The following is a 22,109-nucleotide window of genomic DNA, read 5'->3' as shown; positions in this document are numbered from 1 at the left end:
TGATCTTCCCCTAACACTGTAGACATCTTTTATTTAGAAAATGAAGTATGATGAGAGATGTTATGAGTAATAATAAATATCCCCAAGAATTTAAAGATGAAGCTGTTCGCCAAGTGGTTGATAAAGGCTATTCAGTACCTGATGTTGCCAAACGTTTGGGCATTTCCGATAAGTCCCTGTATTACTGGGTCAAGAAAACTAAAGTACCAGCCAAGAAGTCAGCAGAGCAGGAAGAGATCCGCAAGCTAAGAGCTGAGTTAAAACGCGTGACTGAAGAGCGGAATATATTAAAGGAAGCCGCCGCGTTCTTTGCAAGCGAGTCAAGGAAAGATACGCGTTCATAAAATCACGACTCGAAGTTTACCGCGTCAAAGCAATGTGTCAGGCATTAAATGTTCACCGTAGTGGCTTCTATGCTTGGCTCAAACAACCACTATCTAAACGTGAGCAAGATAACCGGAGGCTGCTTGAGCGTATCAAGGCTGGCTATGTTGAGAGTGGTGGTGTTTATGGCAGTCCACGCATTACTCATGAGCTACGCAGGCAAGGTGAAACATGTGGAGAGAATCGTGTTGCCCGTCTAATGAAGCAAGCCAAGCTAAAAGCTAATATCGGTTATAAAAGGCGGTACTTTAAGTCAACCGTGCCCGCATTAATTGCGGATAATCACCTTCAACAACAGTTTGTTGTTAGTGAACCAGATACGGCTTGGGTAGCAGACATTACCTATATCAAAACCTATGAAGGCTGGCTGTACCTTGCCGTCGTACTTGATTTATTCTCGCGAAAAATCATTGGTTGGTCGATGCAACCGAACATGAGTAAAGATATCGTGATCAAAGCACTATTAATGGCTGTTTGGCGCAGAAATCCAAAACATGAAGTAATAGTTCACAGCGACCAAGGCAGCCAATACGCGAGCTGTGATTACCGTGAATTCTTAACCGCAAACAACTTAGTACCGAGTATGAGTCGCCGAGGACATTGCTTAGATAATGCGGTAGCAGAAAGCTTTTTTCACTCACTAAAAACAGAACGCGTGAAGCGAAAAGTGTACGAGACTCGTAATGATGCTAGAGCAGATTTGTTTGATTACATTGAAATGTTCTACAATCGTAAACGATTACATAGCCACCTTGGCCATGTGTCTCCCGAAGAGTATGAAAAACAGTATTTAACTGGAAGCTAGAAGTCTACAAAATTGGGGGAAGATCAAACTTCAAAAGGAACCATAAGTGCACAAAAATAAAGATTTAGAATTTAAATTTAAAAAACCATCAAACAAAGACGAATATCTAGCTGCGCTTTATGAAGAGATTTCCGAAAATGAAAAATCAAATGGTAGTGTTCGTACATTAAAAACATACGTTTATGAAATTCTTGAACGGTTGAGAAAAGATGATCAGAAACGAAAAGATAAGTCAGAGCAAAAAGATTTCAATATTAGCTGGTCGCTTGGCTTCTTAGCATTTGTTGCACTCGTACTGATTATTAACGGCTCGAATGAAAGCCATGATTTTAATTGGTTACAACAAAATAGCCTTTCCATAAAAATTTTGGGGATTGCTCTAGCTACATTGTATATTGGGGTATCAATTGAAAGGTTCTCAATTTTTCGAAATCTATGGCAATTTGGATTTACAAAGCTGGTTGTATCAATTGCCATTTCAGGCTTGATTGTCTTTTCTACAGGAAAAGCAGCGGGCGCTATAAATTCTGTATTTGGCGTTGATGCATCAGCTTTTCCATTTACATTAACTTTTACATCTGGTTTGTTTTTCTTTCACTACGTACTCCCTTTTCTAGCTTTTGTTGGAATCGTTGCGGTATTTTTTGCACTTGATGCCATAGGCTATCTTAAGTCTAAACTAAGTGATGGCAGAAACTATGAATTGCCACCTGTTCATTCATTTGTATTTCCTATATTGGCAACTATCTTGTTGGTAATTTTTTTAGGGTGGTCGAAAAATGACCTTGGCGAGAAGGTTTTACCATCGAAGATTTATAAATTGGCTCATATGTTAGACTTCAATAATAAAAACGAATGCGCCAATATTCGAGCAGAAGTGCCTGTTGTTTACTTGGGACCATCGCAATCAACTGTATTGGCAGATGTGAACGTAACAAATGTAGATAACCTAAAGTCCTTTTTTGAACTAAAGGTTGAAGTTCCAAAAAGGTTTTATCGCTTAAGTTGTGAGTTGCCGGAATATCAGAGTGAATAGGTATAAAAAAGCGCAGAACGCGGCGTGATGAGCGACCGAGTTTGGCGCACAATAATTATTTACTGTCTGGTTTAATGAAACTCTAAAAATCAAACCTGACAGATTGAGTTAAGATTTATTCAGTTAATGCTTATAGTAATTTTATATTCGGAAAAGCTTTATGCTCCTGATAAACTTAATAGCTTTTAACTCTAATTTACAGCAACGGAAATAGGGGTTACCTTAAATAAACCTCAGTAATTTCAGCCCTGAAATGGCTTAGCTCTTGCGATACTGTCTCGAGAGCTATTGCCCTACTTAAACCTAAGCTTTTTAGTTCAGTCATTTTCTCTTGTGCGTAGCTATGCCTGAGGCCATGACCACCATTTGAAAAGAAGAGTGTACGACTTGATGCTTTAGAGAATGAGCATGACCATTTATGACCACCACCAATATCATAACGTTGCAAATAGTTAATTTCCCTATCACGAACCGTTATAGGCTGCGCTAAGCGCCTATGTTCTAGTTGTGTAGCCAGTGCGTTAGGTATTAGTACATCATGGATTAGGCCGCCTTTACCTTTTACTGTATAAATACGACCTTCTCGACCAAGCCATTTACTTTTTAACGCAGGGCGGCTATCAGCTTTACGCTCTGATACTTTTGCAATTGTAAAAGCTCATGTGCTCTGAGTCCTGCTGCTAGGCTATTTGAGTAGATAAATTATATTTTCTGGTTTGATGTACACCAATCGTATGAGTCTGAGCGGTAGTGTAAGTGCTTTATTGTGTCAAAAAGCGTGAAGGTTCAGAAGTATAGGGCATATCCAGAATTTGAATCACTTGCGAATAAACACTTTGGTGACATAATGAATAAAGAAGAAAAAGGCATTATATGAAACCAGAAGAACTAGAGCGACAGGCAATTACCTATGCTAAGAATAATAGGACTCGTATAGCTCGCGAGTTAACAGACAAAAATCGGTTTCCTCCCGACGCAAGACCTGTTTCTGTTTTTATGGCTGGTTCACCTGGAGCAGGTAAAACGGAAGCTTCAAAAGCTTTTTTAGAAGAAATTGGTGCTGATAATGTACTCAGACTAGATCCAGATGAGTTAAGAGAACTTATACCAGGGTACACAGGTGATAACTCTTACTTATTTCATCGTGCTGTATCTTTTATTGTTGAGAGAACACTTGATTGTGCATTTAAAAATAAGCAATCTTTTTTATTAGATGGAACTTTAGCTAGTTATGATGTTGCAGAAAAAAACATCGAGCGTTCTATCCGTAAAGGTCGACAAGTACTTATTTTGTTTGTGTATCAAAAGCCAGAATATGCGTGGGAATTTGTTGAAGCAAGGGAGGAGTTAGAAGGGCGTAGAATTTTACCAAATACTTTTATAGATCAATTTTTTGCATCACAAAGTGTTATAAAGGAACTTAAATTAAAATTTGGTAGTCGAATTAAAGTAGATTTGTTAGTTAAAAATAATAAGGGTCGAACACGTTTTTATCATGATAACGTTCAGGCAATTGAGCATCATTTAGATGAAAAATTCACTAGAGAAGATCTTGAGAGCCTGATAGAATCATCGTCTAGCTCAAAAAGCGAGCTTTAGGAGTGCCTATGTTTTCAAATTTAATAAAGCCAAAGCAAGCTCAAAATTCGAAACTTTCAGACTTTGTACTAGATTCTAGCTCAAGTGAGAAAAAGCGAGTTTATAATCAAGTTATTGAGCGAGCGATTTCCTCTCAAGTACAGGTAATAAACAAGGCGCCTTTAGGCCAAAGTAATGACTAAAAAGTCCCGCATAGGGACTTTTTTTATTTAGATAAATACTTTGTATATATCAACCTAACGAAGTATTCAGCAACTTAATCCATTTCAGGGCGACACCGCCAAATAAAGCCATATTTCCAATACCTTATCTGGTATACATAGATTGTGTGTTGCAGATAATTATTTGCTTGGCCGTAATGATTATTCGCCGCTTAAAAAGCCGGTACAAACACCGGCTTAAAACATATTTAAAGTGCTAATACTGGCTGATTACTTATAACCATTAGGGTTATTGCTTTGCCAACGCCACGTATCTTGCATCATTTCATCAATACCTCGCTCAGCTTGCCAACCTAGTTCATTGAATGCCTTTTCAGTTGCAGCGTAACAGGCGGCTATATCGCCAGAGCGACGTGGTGATATTTGGTAAGGTACGGCTTGACCACTGGCTTTCTCGAAGGCGCTGACCATCTCTAGTACTGAATAGCCGTTTCCTGTGCCAAGGTTATAAATATGGGCGCCTGTATTATCGGCAATGCGTTCTAATGCTTTTAAGTGGCCTAACGCCAAATCAACCACATGGATATAATCACGAATACCGGTACCATCTTTTGTATTGTAGTCATCGCCAAATACGCTGAGTTTTTCGAGCCTTCCTACAGCAACTTGTGAAATATACGGCAATAAATTATTTGGAATATCATTAGGGTCTTCACCAATGAGGCCTGATTTGTGCGCCCCTACAGGATTGAAGTAGCGTAGTAATGCTAGCGCAAAACGGTCATCTGATTTAACAATGTCTTGCAGTATCATTTCAACCATAAGCTTAGATGTGCCATATGGGTTAGTTGTGCCACCCACAGGAAAATCTTCACGAATAGGTAAACTTGCAGGGTTGCCATAAACGGTTGCAGATGAGCTAAAAACTAATTTGAATACACCTGCATCACGCATGGCATCCACTAATGTAAGGGTACCTTGTACATTATTTTGATAGTACTCAATAGGTTTAGCAACAGATTCGCCTACAGATTTTAAACCAGCAAAGTGGATCACGCTATCAATGTTATGATGCTTGAAAATCTCATCAAGGCATTCTCTATCTTGTACATCTCCTTGATAAAAAGTAATTTCTTTTTCAGTAATTTGCTTAACGCGTTTAAGCGACTCGTTGGATGAGTTACTTAAGTTATCAAGTACAATAACTTCACTACCTTGTTGAAGTAGCTCTAACACTGTATGAGAGCCGATATATCCAGCTCCGCCGGTGACTAAAATGGTCATAAAAGCTCTAAGATTAATACGTGGTTGAATAGCCTCTATTTCATCATACTTTGTAGCAAAATTATATTCTAAATTTACAATAGTAAGGAGAGCCTATTGTCTTGCTTTGGGATACATTTTATACCATATTGGTTACAAGTGAACGATGTGGTTAAGCTATAGTTAAAGGTGAATGTTTAGTTTATATAACCGTATTTCGATGGAGAGAAAGATGAATACATTAAAGAAAATAACTCTCGCTATGATATTTGTATTGCCAGCCTTCACCTATGCGGGAGAGGCAAAGGTAAAATGGCACGACTTTGATGATTATCGGGATGTACGTCCAGGGAATAACTCAACTAAAGGATCATTTCATAAAAGCGTAGCGAACAACCTTGAAAAACACTTTAGCAAGCTTGCTGAAAAACTACCAGAAGGGTATACGCTGAATGTTGAGGTGACGGATCTTGATCTTGCTGGTGATGTTCGTTTTGGTTCGATGAACGAACTGCGCATTATTAAGCCAATTTATTTTCCTAGAATCGATTTAAATTATTCAGTGATAGACAAAAGTGGCAAGGTATTAAGCGAGGCCAGCGATGTAAAACTCAAGGACATGGGCTTTATGGATCGTATGAAAATGGGCCGTGATGAAGCCTATTATTACGATAAACGTTTGATCACTGATTGGTTTGAAGATGAGCTATTACCATCATTAAACCTTGGCGAGTAATCACTAAAAGCTGTAAGCCGTCAGCTAGGCACGCCAAGCAAGCTTGACGTCTACGTTTGATGTAGGCGTGAAATTTATTTCGCGCGATAGCCTCTATTTACAACAAATGAAATAGAGGCTTCTACGTTACTTAAACGTCGCTAACAATTGTAATAACTGTTGAAGCTTAATAACTGTTTTTTTCAGTTTTTCTTCGTCCATCCCGTCGTTGCTTAAGCTTTCTACATCAGCAGCAACATCGAGAACGTAAGGTTTAAAGCGTTTGGCTTCAAAATCAAAGCCTGCATCTTTTGCAAATAAGGCTTTGAATTTGCCATGGCCTTGCTGCTGTAAATCATCTAATTTTTTATCAGCATCAAGTGCCTGACGATAAACGATTTTTAGGTTAGCATTGAGTTGTTCAATAATTGAATCCATTTTTTTCCTAAAGCTTTAGACTGCAATGCCGATATAGTACGTGGATTGTTATAAAAAGTCAGGTAGTGAACTATGAATATATCAGGATCAAATTTACCGGCAATGAGTGGCGGTGGTGAAAGTGCGGAGCTTTATAGTGCTGCTCTTGCAAAAAAACAGCAAAAAGCTGAAGGCGCTGCTGCACTTGCTCTTATTGAAGGTGCTGCAGTAAATTCGAGCGCCGCACAAACACCTGCAAAGTCTGTAACCGCAACGTTGGGTAATAACATAAACGTATATGTGTAACTAAACTAGATTGAGGTCGATAGGAGTTTTACTTTTTTCTCCACCGATCTCTCTAACTAGTTTGGGTACTAAAAACCCAGGTAATGCTGCTAGCATATCTGACATTATTTGTTTTGCTAGTTGTTCAGGTATATCAAAATGACTCGCCCCTTCCACTTTATCAAGTAGGTGCAAGTAATAGGGCAGTATGTCAGCATCGAATAGAGCCTCACTGAGGGCTATTTGCGCCCTTGCTGTATCATTCACATCTTTTAATAACACCGCTTGATTTAACAAAGTGACCCCCACTACTTTTAGCTTTTGCATAGCAGCTTTAAAGTCATCATCAATTTCGTTTGCATGATTAATATGGTTGATAAACACCACTTTTAAAGGTGATGCTGCAAAACGGGCACACAGCTCATCGGTAATTCTTGCTGGGATCACAACAGGTAAGCGGCTATGAATACGTAGGCGTTTAATTTGTGGAAGCTGTTCTAACTCATCCATAAACCAACTAACAGCATCGTCTTTGGCCATTAATGGGTCGCCACCACTTAAAATAACTTCGTTGATGTTGATATCTGCTTTTATATAGGCGAGGGCTTCAATTAAGCTGCGCTTATTCAATTGATTTTCTTGATACGGAAAGTGACGCCTAAAACAATAACGACAATTGACCGCACAGCCTGTTTTAAACATGACCAAAACACGAGAGCGATACTTGTGTAATAAACCAGGTTGGTCGTTATCTTGCTCTTTTAATGGATCTTTGTCGTATCCTGTTTGTGCTAAAAATTCTTGGTGCCTTGGCATCACTTGCAGCAAAAGTGGGTCGTTGATGTCGCCATAACGCATTTTTTTGATAAAAGGCTGCGGCACGCGGACAGGAAAAAGACTGCGTGCTTTAAGGTCTTTTTCGTCTACTTTGCTTGATAATCCTAGCATTTTTAGCAAGCGTTCAGGGCAAGTGACAACATTTGCCAATTCTTTTTGCCAGTTTTTATGCAAATTTACTTCATTTCTTTGTATCATTGACACGTAGATTACTCGAAATTATTTAGACAGAGGAAACGATGGCGAATTATAGCACCAATGAGTTCAAGGGCGGCCTAAAAATTATGTTAGACGGTGAACCTTGCAGCATCTTAGAAAATGAAATGGTAAAACCAGGTAAAGGCCAAGCGTTTAACCGTGTTCGTATTCGTAAACTTATCACAGGTAAAGTACTAGAAAAAACATTCAAGTCAGGTGAAACAGTTGAAGGTGCAGACGTAATGGATACAGATTTAGCGTATCTATACACTGACGGTGAGTTCTGGCACTTTATGAACAACGAAACATTTGAGCAAATCGCTGCTGATGAAAAAGCGCTTGGTGACAATGCAAAATGGTTAGTTGAAAATGACGTTTGTACAATCACACTTTGGAACGGTAGCCCAATCGCTGTGACGCCACCAAACTTTGTTGAATTAGAAATCACTGAAACAGATCCAGGTCTAAAAGGTGATACAGCGGGCACTGGCGGTAAACCAGCAACATTAAGCACAGGTGCTGTTGTTCGTGTTCCTCTATTCGTACAAATCGGCGAAGTGATCAAAGTTGATACACGTAGCGGTGAATACGTGAGCCGTGTTAAGTAATAGGCTTAATTAAGCAATTTGTTGTAAAATCCCAGCTTATGCTGGGATTTTTTTTGGGAAACACTATGTCTAATGTCCTTTGGCAACCAAGCGCCGATATTGAAACATTACGCGAGCGCGCTGCAATCATTCGCTGCATTCGTGAGTTTTTTTACACTCGTGATGTGATGGAGGTTGAAACGCCCAGCCTTAGTGCTGCCAGTGTAACCGATGTGCATTTAGCCACATTTAGCACAGAGTTTGTTGGCCCAGGCCATGCTGGTGGCTTGCCATTGTATTTACAAACGTCGCCTGAGTTTGCCATGAAGCGTTTACTTGCTGCGGGCTCTGGTGCTATTTTTCAGCTTTGTAAAGCATTTCGAAATGAAGAAGCAGGAAGCCATCATAACCCTGAATTTACAATGCTTGAGTGGTATCGCCCTGGTTTTGATGAATTTGCGCTTATGGATGAAATGGATGAGCTTATGCAATTAGTGCTCGGCGTAAAACCCGCAGAGCGACTAACTTATCAGCAAGCCTTTATTAATGCATTAGCTGTAGACCCTTTAACGGCTGATATCAGCACATTACAGCAACTAGCAACGGAGCAGGGCTTTGCCGATATTGCTGCGCATGAAACACATCGCGATACCTTGTTGCAGCTATTATTTTGTATGAAGGTAGAGCCAACGATTGGCCAAGAAAAGCCTTGTTTTGTTTATCATTTTCCGGCTTCGCAAGCCGCTCTTGCACAAATTTGCCAGCATGATGAGCGGGTAGCAGGGCGCTTTGAGTTATATTTTAAAAATATGGAACTGGCAAACGGCTTTAATGAACTAACGGATGCTAAAGAGCAGGTTGCTCGCTTTAAAGAAGATAATCAATACCGTGAAGCGAATGGCTTAAAACAAGTGCCAATGGATGAGCGTTTAATAGCTGCACTTGAAAATGGGTTACCGCAATGTGCTGGTGTGGCACTGGGAATTGATCGACTCATTATGCTGGCAACCAAAAAGCAAAAGATTAAAGACGTGATTGCCTTTGATGTTGAAAGGGCTTAATTGTAGGAGCGGGTTTCCCCCGCGATTTTCGTTGATTTTAAAAGCGCGACATAAAGTCGCGCCTACGGTTTATAGCTCGTAAATAAATGTCACACCGGCAACCATAGGTTCGCCAAGTTGTGTGTATGTGTGAGTCGCGTAACCATCTAATGGGTCGTTACCAAACTCAAAACCACGAGTTGGTACGTCTTCGTCAAATAAGTTACGTGCCCATGCATTAATGCTCCAATTATCACTTTCATAACCAAACGAAGCATTCACTAAATTAGTGCTTGGCGCTTTTGAGTTGTGGCTATCAGAGAAGTAGTAATCGTCTTTGCCTTCTACACCAATTGATGCGTAAAGTGCTGGCGTAAAGTTATAGCGCGCAGTGAATGCATATTGGTATTTAGGTGCTTGTGCTTGGTCTCGACCATCTTGATCTAGGCCTGATTGTGCAACAAAGTCATTGATTTCTGTATGTAGATAACCTGCACTACCCGTTAGTAGTAAATTATCAGTGGCTTGGAAGCTGCCTTCAATTTCTAAACCGTAGTTTTCGCCAGAGCTTGCGTTATCGATATAACCTGTGAACTTTTGACCTTCGACTTGCCACGACTTTAACTGCATATCTTCGCGATACATGTAAAAAGCGGCTAAGCGTAATACAAATCTATCGTCAAGTGAGCTGCCTTTTACACCAAACTCACCGCTCCATAAATATTCAGGGGCAAATGATGTGTGGTTCGCAAAGAAATCAGCATCTAGATTTAAGCCTTCGTCTTTTGCTTTTGCCAGTGCTTCAGAGTTAATACCGCCCGCTTTGTAGCCACGAGTAATACTGGTGTAGATCATGGTGCGATCAATCACTTGGTATTCAAGAGCAAGTTTACCACCCACCATGACATCATCGGTTTCTTCAATAAAGCCATTGTTATCAATGTAGTCGCCTTGGTATTGCTCAACGCGCAGACCCGTAATTAAGGTTGTTTTTGGCCCTATAGGGGTTGCTACTTGACCATATGCAGCGATGTTGCTGGTTTCATAATTTGAGGTAAATGGTTGTGTCAGCCATGTGTATTGGCGTTCCAAGTCAACTTCACGACCTTGATAATAAATGCCCGCTACCCATTCGCCAGACTTACCATTAAATTGCAGTTCGGCCGCTTGATCTTTACGATCGCGCAAGTAAGTATCTGTTGAGCTATAGCCCCACTCATGTAAACCTGCGGCGCAAAGCTCTGGCTGAGCTTCATCATTACACACCCAATCTTCGTCAAAACTGTAAAGTAGCTCACTGTCGATACCTGACACATTAAGGCTTACATCAAATAAATCGAAGCCGGTGTACGTATTGGCAAGGCCAACTGCAATGCTTTCTTGGTTATCTTCGCCTGGCTCATCAGCAACACTGTAACGGCTATTATCGAGTGTAAATGCATCGTAGCCATTATTAATATCAATATAGTGAACACTCAGTTCTGTGCGTAAGTTATTTGTTAGCTGGCTGTGTAATTTAAAGCGAGAAACGAGCTCATCTTGTTGCTGGGTATCTTTGTTTAAATAACGGTTTTCAACGTAACCATCAGACTCACGTTGATAAATGCTAGCGCGCACTGCGGTGTCATCGGTAATACCCGTGCCGGCAGCAATACCTGCCTCATAGCTATTGTAATTACCTGCGCCAAGCTGCACTTTTACACTTGGATCAAGTGTTGGTGTCGCTGATTCCATTTGAATCATACCGGCAAGTGCATCAGCGCCAAAGCGTGTGCCTTGTGGTCCACGGTAAATTTCAACTTGGTCAACATCAAATAATAATGAACTACCACCTAGGCCTGAGTAGTTAATACCGTCGATCACCAAACCTACAGATGGGTTAATTGGGTCAACAAACTGTGAGCGCAAACCAACACCACGAATTTGCACATAACGACCTCGTGATGCGCCAGACGTAAAGTTTACATTCGCGGCACTTGCTAGCATCTCATCTAAAAACTTAGCGCCTCGCTGATTAATCTCATGATCAGAAAATAAGCTGGCGCTGGCGCTAAGTGTTTGAATACTTTCTTTTTGGAAATCACCAGTGACTAAAATTTTTTCTAGCTCACCGTCTTCAGCATAAGCGATTGTTGATGCTGCAAATAATGGCAAAATAGCAGCAGATAATAATGATAAACGTCGTTTCATGCGGTTCTTAACTCCATTTTAGGGACTGCTATTCTAGCAAGCCTGCTGGCCAAATGGCTATTGCTACCCAAACAAAGTGAATCTTTAGGTTGTTTAGGTATTTATGATATAAACGCAGGCAATTATACGTAAATTGATTAGGAATACGACTATGACCTTTAAAGTTGATTTTAAAGTGCGAGATTATGAGTGCGATTTACAAGGCATTGTTAACAACAGTGTGTATTTTAATTATCTTGAGCACGCACGTCATGAGTTTTTACATGCCAAAGATATCGATTTTGCAAAATTAGCCAAAGAAAAAGTGAATCTTGTGGTGCTTCGCAGTGAAATGGATTACAAAGCCTCTTTAGTACCAGGCGATGAATTTTATGTTGCTGTCGAACCTGAGCGAGTTAGCCGAATAAAATTTGCTTTTAGACAAACTATTTATCGTAAATGTGATGATAAAGTGATGCTGCAAGCATTTGTGATTGGCACGTCAGTTAATGAAAAAGGTCGTCCTTTTTTACCAGATGAAATCGATAAGTTATTCAAATAACCCTTGTTGTTCTATAAAGAGCTAGCTTAGAACATTTTTTTACAGATAAAACATGTTTTTTTAACGATCAAACGCGTTAAATATTGTTATCATTACTAAATTGAAAATAAAGTCGAAAAATATATGAAGCTAGTCGCCTTGCCAATTCTTTTTGTATTATTTTGTGTGGGATGCTCATCAACTGGGAGCGTGTCAAGCGAGCACTTAAAATACACACAATGGCAGCTATCAAAAATAAATGGTTTATCTATCCCTGTGTCACAAAGTGCATCAATGCGTTTTATTGAAGCCATGCAAATTAATGGCTTTGCGGGTTGTAATAAATTTTTTGGTGAAGGGCAGCTAGTCGAAGACACATTGAAAGTAAATAAGCTAGGTATGACTCGTAAGTCATGCGGTGAAAAAGTGGATGAGCTAGAACAGAAATTATTAATGACTTTAAAGGAAGGCGCAGCAATTTCATTGAATGATGAACAGTTGGTGTTACAAGGTGAGCATCACTTCACTTTTATCGTTAAAAACTAAAACGCTTAGCTTGCAGCTATTTTTTAACTCACGTACACTCATTGTGTTTTTATAAAACAACGAATTTAAACTTGTCGGAGTGCCTTTTATAAGGCTGAGATCGCGAAAGCGGGATCCGTGAACCTGATCAGGCTAACACCTGCGTAGGGAACAAGCTGCCTCGTTAGGCGCTTGTGCGCCAAATATAGGGGCATAAGCGGCATAGGCTGCAACAGTAAGTGTTTATCTTACTAACGATCCAATGGCGTTTGCCACTCTCTATTGCGCTTGCAATATCTGACAAGACAACCCTTAAAGCAATGAGGTAAGTCATGTCAAACACACCAATTAAACCGTCTCGCCGCGAAACACGTGCGGCTGCATCAGATTATATTTACAACCTAACCGGTCAACCTTTTCCTAACTCACATAAAGTCTATGTTGAAGGCACACAAGGTAACGTACGTGTGGGAATGCGCGAAATCACTTTAAGTGATACCTTTGTTGGTGGTACTGAAGAGAACCCCGTATTTGAGCCCAATGCACCAATTCGTGTTTATGATACATCAGGCCCTTACACTGATCCTGATTTTCAACTTGATGTACGTAAAGGTCTTGAAAAATATCGTGAAAAGTGGATTGAAAAGCGTGGTGACACTGAAATTCTAGATTCAGTTACGTCGCAATTTTCGCAGCAGCGTATGGCAGATGAAGGGTTAGATCATATCCGCTTTGAACATCTACCAAAGATCCGCCGTGCAAAAGCGGGTAAAAACGTGACCCAAATGCATTATGCGCGACAAGGCATTGTGACGCCTGAAATGGAATATGTGGCGATCCGCGAAAACATGGGGCGCGCTAAAATTCGTGAAGAGTTACTCGCTGCCCAGCACAAAGGCGAATCGTTTGGCGCCAGTATTCCTGATTTTATTACCCCTGAATTTGTGCGTGATGAAATTGCCCGTGGCCGCGCCGTGCTGCCTAACAACATCAATCATCCAGAAACTGAGCCGATGATTATTGGCCGAAACTTCTTAGTTAAAGTGAACGCGAATATTGGTAACTCGTCGGTGACTTCATCAATCGAAGAAGAAGTAGAAAAAATGGTGTGGTCGACTCGTTGGGGGGCTGACACGGTAATGGACTTATCAACGGGTCGTTATATTCACGAAACCCGTGAATGGGTAGTACGTAACTCGCCAGTGCCAATTGGTACCGTACCAATCTATCAAGCGCTTGAAAAAGTAAACGGTGTGGCTGAAGACCTAACGTGGGAGATTTTCCGTGATACCTTGATTGAACAAGCAGAACAGGGTGTTGATTACTTTACTATTCACGCTGGGGTATTGCTGCGTTATGTGCCGATGACCGCAAAGCGTGTTACCGGTATTGTTTCGCGTGGTGGCTCAATCATGGCGAAATGGTGTTTAGCGCACCATAAAGAAAACTTTTTATATACTCACTTTGAAGATATTTGTGAAATTTTAAAACAGTATGATGTGTGTTTCTCATTAGGGGATGGCTTGCGCCCTGGCTCTATTGCAGATGCCAATGACGAAGCCCAATTCAGTGAATTACGTACTTTAGGTGAGCTGACAAAACTTGCTTGGAAACATGATGTACAAGTGTTTATCGAAGGCCCAGGCCATGTGCCAATGCATATGATCAAAGAGAACATGGAGGAGCAACTAAAACACTGTGAAGAAGCACCATTTTACACCCTTGGCCCATTAACCACGGACATCGCCCCTGGGTATGACCATTTCACATCAGGCATTGGCGCTGCGCAAATTGCGTGGTACGGCTGTGCCATGCTTTGTTATGTAACCCCTAAAGAACATTTAGGCTTGCCAAACAAAGAAGACGTTAAAGAAGGTTTAATCACCTACAAAATTGCTGCCCATGCCGCCGATTTGGCAAAAGGCCACCCAGGTGCGCAAGAGCGTGATAACGCACTATCAAAAGCGCGCTTCGAGTTCCGTTGGCACGACCAATTTAACATCGGTTTAGACCCTGAACGCGCCCGCGAATATCACGACGAAACACTGCCGCAAGAATCAGGCAAGATAGCTCATTTTTGCTCTATGTGTGGTCCTAAATTCTGCTCAATGAAGATCACCCAAGAGGTACGTGATTACGCTAAAGATCTTGAACAAAGAGGTATTGATTTTAATACCTTGGGTGAAGGCATTGAAATCAAAATGGTTGATGTCGAAGCCGAGATGAAAGCGAAATCAGATGAGTTCAAAAAAACAGGATCTGAGATTTACCACAAAGCAATTTAGGCTAGTTGTAGGCGCGATTTTATATCGCGCTATTTGCTTAAATCTTATCGTTTAAGGCTGAGGTTAATATGTCTTACAACATTGCAGTGATTGGTTTTGGCTTAACGGGGCGCTTAGCGGCATTGGCGTTAAGTAAGCAGCATCAAGTTACGGTGTTTGAACAAGATGATGAACATGCTAGCAACAGTGCCGGCAGCGTTGCCGCAGCGATGTTGGCACCCCTTGCGGAATCAGTCCTGTGTGAACAGGATTTAGCCCTACAAGGGCTCAATAGCATCACTCGTTGGCAGCAAATTTTAAGTGAGCTCGATGACGCTGTGTATTTTCAACAAACAGGCAGCTTAGTGGTTGCTCATCAGCAAGATAAGGGCGATTTACAAAGTTTTGTGAGCCGCTTAAAACCGCTTGAAAGCTATCAGGCACAGGCATTGGTTGGCACTCAAATCGCAGACCTTGAGCCAGAACTTGCTGGGCGATTCCACCAAGGTGTGTATTTACCTTGTGAAGGGCAACTCGATAATCAGGCATTTTATAGCGCGAGTTTTAAAAAGCTTACCTCGCAAGGGGTGCAATTTAACTTTGGCTGTAAAGTTGAATTGAACGCTCATCAAGTGAATGACCAAAGCTTTGATTATGTATTTGATTGCCGCGGCTTAGGTGCTAAACAATCTGAACCTTTACTTCGCGGAGTCAGAGGGGAGGTGGCGCGTTTATATGCACCAGAGGTGAACCTAACCAGACCGATACGACTGATGCATCCGCGTTACCCAATTTATATTGCTCCTAAGCCAAACCATCAATTTGTGATTGGTGCGACTGAAATTGAATCGCAAGATCGAGGTAAAGTCACAGTGCGCTCAGCGCTGGAGCTATTGTCTGCTGCTTATACGGTGCATAGCGGCTTTGCTGAAGGGCGTATCGAGAGTTTGCAGTCGGGGCTTCGTCCGGCGTTTGCAGACAACCGCCCGAAAGTCACAAAACAAGGTCGAGTGATCAGTATTAATGGCTTGTACCGTCATGGCTATTTACTTGCGCCTAAAGTGGTTGATGATGCAGTGAGCTTAATTGCTTAAGGATAAAAATGAATATTTTAATTAATGGTCAGTCAGTGACAGTGAACGACAATGCATCGCTCACTCAGGCGTTGAGCCAGTTTGGCGCAAGACCTCCATTTGCCGTTGCCGTTAATGGTGACTTTGTACCGCGCAGTCAATGCGATGCTAAAACCCTCAACGAAGGCGACAGCATTGAGTTATTGTCGCCAATTCAAGGAGGCTAAGATGGATAGTTTTTCGGTTTATGGAGAGCAATTTACGAGTCGCTTACTGATTGGCTCAGCACTGTACCCTTCGCCAAGTGTTATGCAGGATTCGATAGTGGGCTCACAGGCTGAAATTGTTACGGTTTCATTGAGACGTCAGCAAAGTGTTGCTGCTGGAGATGATTTTTGGCAATTGATAAAAAACACCGGATTAAAGGTACTGCCAAATACGGCGGGTTGTCATAGCGTAAAAGAAGCCGTGACCTTGGCGCAAATGTGCCGCGAAGTGTTTGCCACTGACTGGATCAAGTTAGAACTAATTGGTGATGAATATAATTTACAGCCAGATCCTATCGCATTGCTCGAAGCCACTAAAATTTTATTAGCCGATGGCTTTAAAGTTTTGCCTTATTGCACAGATGATTTAGTGCTGTGTCAGCGCCTCGCTGATTTAGGCTGCGAAGTATTAATGCCTTGGGGCGCACCGATTGGTACGGGTAAAGGCTTGCTGAATCCTTACAACTTAAAAATGATCCGTGAGCGCTTGCCAAACCATACTTTAATTGTTGATGCGGGCTTAGGTTTACCATCTCATGCCTGCCAAGCGCTTGAATTAGGGTATGATGCCGTATTATTAAACTCGGCAATTGCAGGTGCAGGTTGCCCAGTGACGATGAGTAAAGCGTTTAAGAGTGCGGTTGAAGCGGGGCGATATAGCTATGTGGCTAAAGCGATGCCAGAGAAAGACGTAGCAAGCCCATCAACGCCGACGCTCGGAATGCCATTTTGGCATCAAGAATAAAATGTGAGGAATAACATGAATCAGGTTGTATGGACCATAGCTGGCTCAGATTCGGGCGGCGGTGCAGGAATTCAAGCCGACATCAAGGCAATGCAAAGTTTTAATGTACATAGCTGTACGGTTATTACTGCTTTAACGGCACAAAATAGTTTAGGTGTAGAAGCGCTTAACCCGATATCAACAGAAGTGATTGAGTCGCAACTATTAGCCTTAGCCAGTGATATGCCTGCCAGCGTGATTAAAATTGGCATGCTTGCCAATGTGCAGCAAATACAGCTTATTAGTGAGCATTTAAAGCATTACAAAGCAACTTGGGCAGAGCCGCCTTTGGTTGTTTATGATCCGGTTGCCATTGCCTCTAGTGGTGATTTATTAACAGAAGAAGATACCGTTAGTGCTATCAAAGAGTGCTTATTACCATTAGTTGATGTAGTAACACCGAATACCCACGAAACGCAGTTATTAACCGGGGTTTATTTGATTGGCCCAAGTGCAGTGAAAGAAGCTGCAGAAAAGTTAACAGGCTATGGTGCAAAAGCGGTGATCATCAAAGGAGGTCATTGGGATTACCCAATTGGCTATTGCATTGATTACTGCGTGCAAGGTGAGCAGGAATATTGGCTTGGTAACGAAAAAATTCAAACTCCGCATAGTCATGGTACTGGATGTAGTATGGCCTCTGTGATTGCTGCGTGTTTAGCCAAACAGTATCCACTCAAAGATGCCTTTATTTTAGCAAAAGCCTATATAAATCAAGGATTAAAAGCAGCCGTTCGATATGGTGAAGGGATTGGGCCCGTTGCGCACACTTGCTTTCCAACAAATCTAGCAGATTACCCACAAGTCATCGAGGCGGGAAGTTGGCTAGGTGATGAGCTCGACTTTGATTGCCTGGTTGACTTTACCATGGCAGCAGGTTTTGCCGAGTGCGACTCTAAACAGCTTGGGCTGTATGCCATTGTAGATACGGTTGATTGGTTAGAGAAGTGTTTAGCCGAAGGGGTTAAAACAGTTCAATTAAGAATGAAAAATGCAGACGATGCAGCACTTGATGAGTCGATTGCAAGTGCGGTTATGCTGGGGCAGAAGTACGATGCGCAGGTGTATATCAATGATTATTGGCAATTGGCGATCAAGCACGGCGCTTATGGTGTGCATTTAGGGCAAGAAGACTTACAAACTGCTAATTTAATTGCCATAAAAGAGGCTGGGTTACGCTTAGGTGTGTCGACCCATGGCTTTTATGAAATGCTACGTGCACATAATTACAGACCAAGTTATATGGCGTTTGGCGCTATTTATCCAACCACCACCAAAGATATGACGGGGCAAATTCAAGGTTTAGAAAAGCTCGAAAAATTTGTGCCGTTGATGGCTGACTATCCAACGGTTGCGATTGGTGGAATTGACTTATCTCGTGCTGAGCAGGTCGCGAACTCGGGGGTTGGCAGTGTTGCCGTAGTGCGTGCGATTACTGAAGCCGAAGACTACCAAGCAGCCATTGCCAAGTTAAAACAGCTGGTCGAAGGTCAGTCTTAGCATGAGCGCGTTAAGCGACAAAGAGCAAATTCGTTATAGCCGCCACTTGCTACTCAAAGAGGTGGGGCATGCGGGGCAGCAAAAGTTAAAGACTGCACATATTGTGGTTGTCGGAGCTGGTGGGCTTGGCTCACCGGCATTGTTTTATTTAGCGGCTGCAGGAATCGGGACGCTCACTTTGATTGACGACGATAAAGTTGAGCTTTCAAATCTACAGCGACAAATACTCTATAAAGTAAACCACATGGGGCAGGCAAAAACACAGGCGGCTGCCAAGGTGTTAGGCAGTTTAAATAATCAAATTACGGTTAAGCCTCTATGCCAAAAGCTTGATGAAAGTAACTGTGCTGAGCTTCTTGGTGGCGCTGACATCATCCTTGATTGCAGTGATAACTTTGCTACCCGCTATTTGGTTAATCGCTATTGTTTAGCTAAATCTATCCCACTTGTATCAGCTGCAGCTATTGCAACGCAGGGGCAGGTGATGAGTTTTGATTTTCGTGATGAACAGAGCCCTTGTTATGGTTGTGTATTCCCGCAAACGGAGGAGCAAACAGCGCTTAATTGTGACAATGCAGGGGTATTGAGCCCGTTACTGGGTGTTATTGGGAGCATGCAAAGTTTATTGGCTATCAATATATTGCTTGGCCATAAAACGGGTAGCGAGTTTATTCAATTTGATGGGCTAACACTATTGCAGCAGCGCTTTAATATTCAAAAAGATAGTGAGTGCTCAGAGTGTAATCGTGGGGTGTAGGCTTGGTTTATAATGAATTTTAAGCAAACCACTATTGCTCAAGTGGTTTGCTTAATTGAACTTATTAGTCGTTAATTTTCGCAAATGGTGTGCCCATGCGCGTCACTGTTTCTGGGTGTTGATCTGATAAGAACTCAGCTTGATTTGCACCCCAGGCTAAAATAACGGTCGAGCCTAACTTAAAGCGACCCATTTCTTCACCCTTCTTCAGAGTAATCGCGTTGTCACCTGTAGTTGGGTAATTCCAACTAAATACATCTTTACCTGCTGGTGGCGTGACTGTGCCTGCCCAAATAGTCTCGATGCTAGCAACAATTGTTGCACCAACAAGTACCATGGCTAGCGGGCCAATTTCGGTTTCGAAGATAGCTACAACACGCTCGTTACGAGCAAATAGGTTAGGTACATTTTGTGCTGTTAACGGGTTTACCGAAAATAAATCACCCGGTACGTAGATCATTTTGCTCAGCGTACCATCAACAGGCATGTGAATACGGTGGTAATCTTTTGGTGCTAAATAAATAGTCGCAAATTTACCGCCTAAAAACGGCGCTGTGTCTTCTTCTTTGCCACCAAGGAGTGCTTGTAAGCTGTAGTCATGGCCTTTTGCTTGGATGATTTGACCGTCTACTACATCGCCTAATTGGCTAATTGCACCATCAACTGGGTGAGCAATAATGTCGCTTTCTTCAGCAAGTGGACGAATACCTTCTTTTAATGGGCGAGTGAAAAACTCATTAAAAGTTTTGTAATGAGCTGGATCTGGGTATTTAGCCTCACTCATATCAATTTTGTATTGTTTGATAAACAATTTAATTAAGGCCGTTGTTAAGCCACCCGCTTTTGCTGCTGCTAACTTGCCAACCATGCGCGAAATGAAATGTTTTGGCATGGCATATTGCATAGCAATTTTGAATTTATCTAAACTCACTTGTTATTTCCTAAATAGTTATACGCGAGGAGCGCGTGCACCAGCACGGCCGTCGGCCATAGTTTCTAAAATTCGGTGGTAACTGTCAAAGCGAAGTTCTGAAATTTCACCATCATCAACAGCTTGGCGGATTATACAGCCAGGATCGTTTAAATGCTTACAATCGCGAAAACGACAGCCACCAATAAAATCACGGAACTCTTTAAAGCACCATGTAACGCGCTCAACCTCTAAATGCCATAAGCCAAACTCACGAATTCCCGGTGAGTCGATTAGGTTACCTCCACTTGGTAAATGGTGTAATCGCGATACGGTTGTTGTGTGTTGACCAAGGCCGCTGTTCTCAGATACTTCTTGGGTTAAGATGTCAGCATCAGGCAGTACAGTGTTCACTAAGGTTGATTTACCCACACCACTTTGACCAACAAAAATGCTGTTTTTATCGACCAGTTTTTGTTTAAGCTCATCAATGCCTTGACCCGTTTTATTACTGACTAATAGTACTTGATAACCTAGCTCACGATAGATATCGAGAATTTCATCAATAAAAGCAAGGCCTTCATCGTCAATTAAATCTATTTTGTTAAGCACTAAAATAGGCTCAATCCCCATGTCTTCACAGGCAACTAAATAGCGGTCGATAATGTTTGGCGTAAACTCAGGCAATACAGCAGAGACCATTAAAATTTGGTCAATATTGGCAGCGACGACTTTCACCCCGTCATAAAAATCAGGGCGAGTTAGTTGTGAGCGACGCTCATGAGTTGCTTCAATAACACCTGCTAAGTCGCCTTCGCTAACTTTTGCACGGCGAAAAATAACTTCATCACCACATACAAGGCTCGATACTGTTCTGCGTATATTACAGCGCAATACTTCGCCTGATTCGGTTTCGATATCGGCGTGTTGGCCAAATCGACTGATCACAACCGCATTTTCGGCAGGGCCTAAATTGTCACTTTGCCATTGCACAGTTGCCCCTTTCTGTTGCTTTTTGTCTGCATTAGAGAGGCGTTTTTGATGATTGGCCTTAATTCGACGCGATTGGCCTTTACTTAATTTCTTTTGTTTTGCCACTTTTGGCCTATAACTTGAGTAAATGTCGGGCTTTTTGAAAAAAAAGCTTTAGGTCGACTGATGATACTAATATGATATATCTAAATGCGTTGGATCTAAAGGAAAGCACCGCTAAGGTAACTATGTCTTTTCATAAATCAAATCTTATCTGGCTCGACCTGGAAATGACAGGCCTCGAACCAGCAACAGATAAAATACTCGAAATTGCCACTGTTGTCACCGACAGTGATTTAAACATCTTGGCTGAAGGCCCTGTTATTGCTATTCATCAAAGCGATGAACTGCTTGATGGCATGGACGAGTGGTGCACGACTCAGCACGGTCAATCTGGTTTAACAGCTCGTTGTAAAGCAAGCACATTCACTGAACAAGATGCTATTGATCAAACATTGGCATTTCTAAAGCAATGGGTACCTGCGGGTGCTTCACCTATGTGTGGTAATTCTATCGGCCAAGACCGCCGCTTTATGAATAAGTACATGCCTGAATTGGAAGATTACTTTCACTACCGTAACCTTGATGTGAGTACAGTTAAAGAACTTGCACGTCGTTGGAAACCTGACGTATTAGCGCAAGTGAACAAAAAAGGTTCACATCTAGCCCTCGACGATATCAAAGATTCGATCATGGAATTAAAGGTTTACCAAGAAAAATTCTTTAATTTGTAAAAAACATTTGCAAACACATCGGATTATTGTAGAATCCTGCCCCGCTTAAGACGTTATCCCTCGCGGGGTTGGTATGTCTCTAAGTAATTGAATGCGGCACTAGCTCAGTTGCCAGAACGTTTTACCGCAACCTTCAAGGTTGTGCAGCAACGGACAAATTACTGACTACTTAAAAGCGGCACTAGCTCAGTTGGTAGAGCGCAACCTTGCCAAGGTTGAGGTCACGA

The 22,109-nt window shown here is 41.8% G+C and carries 24 protein-coding genes and 1 riboswitch; of the genes, 17 read left to right on the top strand and 7 right to left on the bottom strand.

Translation table 11 applies throughout. The annotated features are described in order from the left end of the window. Positions 1–62: 62 nt before the first annotated feature. Positions 63–1,189 (top strand): IS3 family transposase gene (locus tag NYF15_RS00720; protein ID WP_371352430.1). Its coding sequence is split into 2 segments (ribosomal slippage): positions 63–288 and positions 288–1,189, totalling 1,128 coding nucleotides; the frame shifts between segments, so codons are not numbered across the junction. Between the two features lie 46 nt (positions 1,190–1,235). Then, the gene (locus NYF15_RS00715) at positions 1,236–2,225 is read left to right on the top strand and encodes a hypothetical protein (protein WP_371352429.1); all 990 of its coding nucleotides are present in this window, start codon (positions 1,236–1,238) and stop codon (positions 2,223–2,225) included. A 217-nt stretch (positions 2,226–2,442) separates the two neighbouring features. On the opposite strand, the gene NYF15_RS00710 is transcribed toward NYF15_RS00715, so the two are convergent. Beyond that, positions 2,443–2,673, bottom strand: a complete 231-nt coding sequence (locus tag NYF15_RS00710; protein WP_371352428.1) for a hypothetical protein — start codon at positions 2,671–2,673, stop codon at positions 2,443–2,445. 425 nt (positions 2,674–3,098) lie between these two features. Between NYF15_RS00710 and NYF15_RS00705 the strand changes: the two genes are divergently transcribed. Both NYF15_RS00705 and NYF15_RS00700 read left to right on the top strand, forming a co-directional pair. After that, on the top strand, positions 3,099–3,824 hold the full coding sequence (locus NYF15_RS00705; RefSeq protein ID WP_371352427.1) for a zeta toxin family protein: 726 nt from the start codon (positions 3,099–3,101) through the stop codon (positions 3,822–3,824). Positions 3,825–3,832: 8 nt separating this feature from the next. Beyond that, entirely contained in the window at positions 3,833–4,006 is a 174-nt protein-coding gene (locus NYF15_RS00700; RefSeq protein ID WP_371352426.1) for a hypothetical protein, read from the top strand. Between the two features lie 249 nt (positions 4,007–4,255). Here the strand turns inward: NYF15_RS00700 and galE are convergent, their stop codons facing one another. Further along, a complete protein-coding gene (gene galE / locus NYF15_RS00695; RefSeq protein ID WP_371352425.1) occupies positions 4,256–5,269 on the bottom strand; it encodes a UDP-glucose 4-epimerase GalE in 1,014 nt (337 codons plus the stop codon). A 211-nt stretch (positions 5,270–5,480) separates the two neighbouring features. Between galE and NYF15_RS00690 the strand changes: the two genes are divergently transcribed. Beyond that, positions 5,481–5,984 carry a DUF3016 domain-containing protein gene (locus NYF15_RS00690; RefSeq protein WP_371352424.1) on the top strand — a complete coding sequence of 168 codons (504 nt, stop codon included), beginning with the start codon at positions 5,481–5,483 and terminating at the stop codon, positions 5,982–5,984. A 126-nt stretch (positions 5,985–6,110) separates the two neighbouring features. Here the strand turns inward: NYF15_RS00690 and NYF15_RS00685 are convergent, their stop codons facing one another. Continuing rightward, on the bottom strand, positions 6,111–6,401 hold the full coding sequence (locus tag NYF15_RS00685) for a hypothetical protein (RefSeq protein ID WP_054554123.1): 291 nt from the start codon (positions 6,399–6,401) through the stop codon (positions 6,111–6,113). 72 nt (positions 6,402–6,473) lie between these two features. On the opposite strand from NYF15_RS00685, the gene NYF15_RS00680 reads away from it, so the two are divergent. Then, positions 6,474–6,686 carry a hypothetical protein gene (locus tag NYF15_RS00680; protein WP_062568520.1) on the top strand — a complete coding sequence of 71 codons (213 nt, stop codon included), beginning with the start codon at positions 6,474–6,476 and terminating at the stop codon, positions 6,684–6,686. Here the strand turns inward: NYF15_RS00680 and epmB are convergent, their stop codons facing one another. Beyond that, a complete protein-coding gene (gene epmB, locus NYF15_RS00675; RefSeq protein WP_371352423.1) occupies positions 6,687–7,700 on the bottom strand; it encodes an EF-P beta-lysylation protein EpmB in 1,014 nt (337 codons plus the stop codon). A 41-nt stretch (positions 7,701–7,741) separates the two neighbouring features. Between epmB and efp the strand changes: the two genes are divergently transcribed. After that, positions 7,742–8,308, top strand: a complete 567-nt coding sequence (gene efp / locus NYF15_RS00670) for an elongation factor P (protein ID WP_062568522.1) — start codon at positions 7,742–7,744, stop codon at positions 8,306–8,308. A 65-nt stretch (positions 8,309–8,373) separates the two neighbouring features. After that, the gene (epmA, locus tag NYF15_RS00665) at positions 8,374–9,348 is read left to right on the top strand and encodes an elongation factor P--(R)-beta-lysine ligase (protein WP_371352422.1); all 975 of its coding nucleotides are present in this window, start codon (positions 8,374–8,376) and stop codon (positions 9,346–9,348) included. Between the two features lie 69 nt (positions 9,349–9,417). Here the strand turns inward: epmA and NYF15_RS00660 are convergent, their stop codons facing one another. Further along, positions 9,418–11,517, bottom strand: coding sequence for a TonB-dependent receptor (locus NYF15_RS00660; protein ID WP_371352421.1), 2,100 nt, complete (start codon positions 11,515–11,517; stop codon positions 9,418–9,420). A gap of 151 nt (positions 11,518–11,668) precedes the next feature. Here NYF15_RS00660 and NYF15_RS00655 point away from each other — a divergent pair, with 151 nt between their 5' ends. The 8 genes from NYF15_RS00655 to NYF15_RS00620 all read left to right on the top strand — a co-directional run bounded on the left by NYF15_RS00655 (position 11,669) and on the right by NYF15_RS00620 (position 19,206). Further along, positions 11,669–12,058 (top strand): acyl-CoA thioesterase, encoded by a 390-nt coding sequence (locus NYF15_RS00655; protein WP_371352420.1) that lies wholly within the window; start codon positions 11,669–11,671, stop codon positions 12,056–12,058. A 189-nt stretch (positions 12,059–12,247) separates the two neighbouring features. Then, positions 12,248–12,583, top strand: a complete 336-nt coding sequence (locus tag NYF15_RS00650; protein ID WP_371352419.1) for an META domain-containing protein — start codon at positions 12,248–12,250, stop codon at positions 12,581–12,583. 65 nt (positions 12,584–12,648) lie between these two features. Further along, positions 12,649–12,750: riboswitch (TPP riboswitch) on the top strand. 144 nt (positions 12,751–12,894) lie between these two features. Then, positions 12,895–14,847: a phosphomethylpyrimidine synthase ThiC gene (gene thiC / locus NYF15_RS00645; protein WP_371352418.1), complete on the top strand. Its 1,953-nt coding sequence runs from the start codon at positions 12,895–12,897 to the stop codon at positions 14,845–14,847. A 68-nt stretch (positions 14,848–14,915) separates the two neighbouring features. Beyond that, complete coding sequence (locus NYF15_RS00640; protein WP_371352417.1) at positions 14,916–15,920, top strand: FAD-dependent oxidoreductase; 1,005 nt, start codon at positions 14,916–14,918, stop codon at positions 15,918–15,920. An 8-nt stretch (positions 15,921–15,928) separates the two neighbouring features. Further along, positions 15,929–16,126 carry a sulfur carrier protein ThiS gene (gene thiS, locus NYF15_RS00635; RefSeq protein ID WP_371352416.1) on the top strand — a complete coding sequence of 66 codons (198 nt, stop codon included), beginning with the start codon at positions 15,929–15,931 and terminating at the stop codon, positions 16,124–16,126. Between the two features lies 1 nt (position 16,127). Continuing rightward, positions 16,128–16,910, top strand: coding sequence for a thiazole synthase (locus tag NYF15_RS00630; protein ID WP_371352415.1), 783 nt, complete (start codon positions 16,128–16,130; stop codon positions 16,908–16,910). Between the two features lie 15 nt (positions 16,911–16,925). After that, on the top strand, positions 16,926–18,449 hold the full coding sequence (gene thiE / locus NYF15_RS00625; protein WP_371352414.1) for a thiamine phosphate synthase: 1,524 nt from the start codon (positions 16,926–16,928) through the stop codon (positions 18,447–18,449). Between the two features lies 1 nt (position 18,450). Beyond that, the gene (locus NYF15_RS00620; protein ID WP_371352413.1) at positions 18,451–19,206 is read left to right on the top strand and encodes a ThiF family adenylyltransferase; all 756 of its coding nucleotides are present in this window, start codon (positions 18,451–18,453) and stop codon (positions 19,204–19,206) included. Positions 19,207–19,270: 64 nt separating this feature from the next. Here NYF15_RS00620 and asd read toward each other — a convergent pair whose 3' ends face one another. Continuing rightward, on the bottom strand, positions 19,271–20,137 hold the full coding sequence (gene asd / locus NYF15_RS00615; protein ID WP_175083551.1) for an archaetidylserine decarboxylase: 867 nt from the start codon (positions 20,135–20,137) through the stop codon (positions 19,271–19,273). 18 nt (positions 20,138–20,155) lie between these two features. Next, positions 20,156–21,214 (bottom strand): small ribosomal subunit biogenesis GTPase RsgA, encoded by a 1,059-nt coding sequence (gene rsgA / locus NYF15_RS00610; RefSeq protein WP_371352412.1) that lies wholly within the window; start codon positions 21,212–21,214, stop codon positions 20,156–20,158. Between the two features lie 122 nt (positions 21,215–21,336). Between rsgA and orn the strand changes: the two genes are divergently transcribed. Continuing rightward, complete coding sequence (orn, locus tag NYF15_RS00605) at positions 21,337–21,882, top strand: oligoribonuclease (protein ID WP_054554138.1); 546 nt, start codon at positions 21,337–21,339, stop codon at positions 21,880–21,882. Positions 21,883–22,109: the final 227 nt, after the last annotated feature.

The organism is Pseudoalteromonas sp. 68 DY56-GL68 (assembly GCF_041414825.1).
In the GTDB taxonomy this organism is placed as follows: domain Bacteria; phylum Pseudomonadota; class Gammaproteobacteria; order Enterobacterales; family Alteromonadaceae; genus Pseudoalteromonas.
Note: the sequence above shows the minus strand (reverse complement) of the source record. Positions and strands in the feature narration are given on the sequence as shown.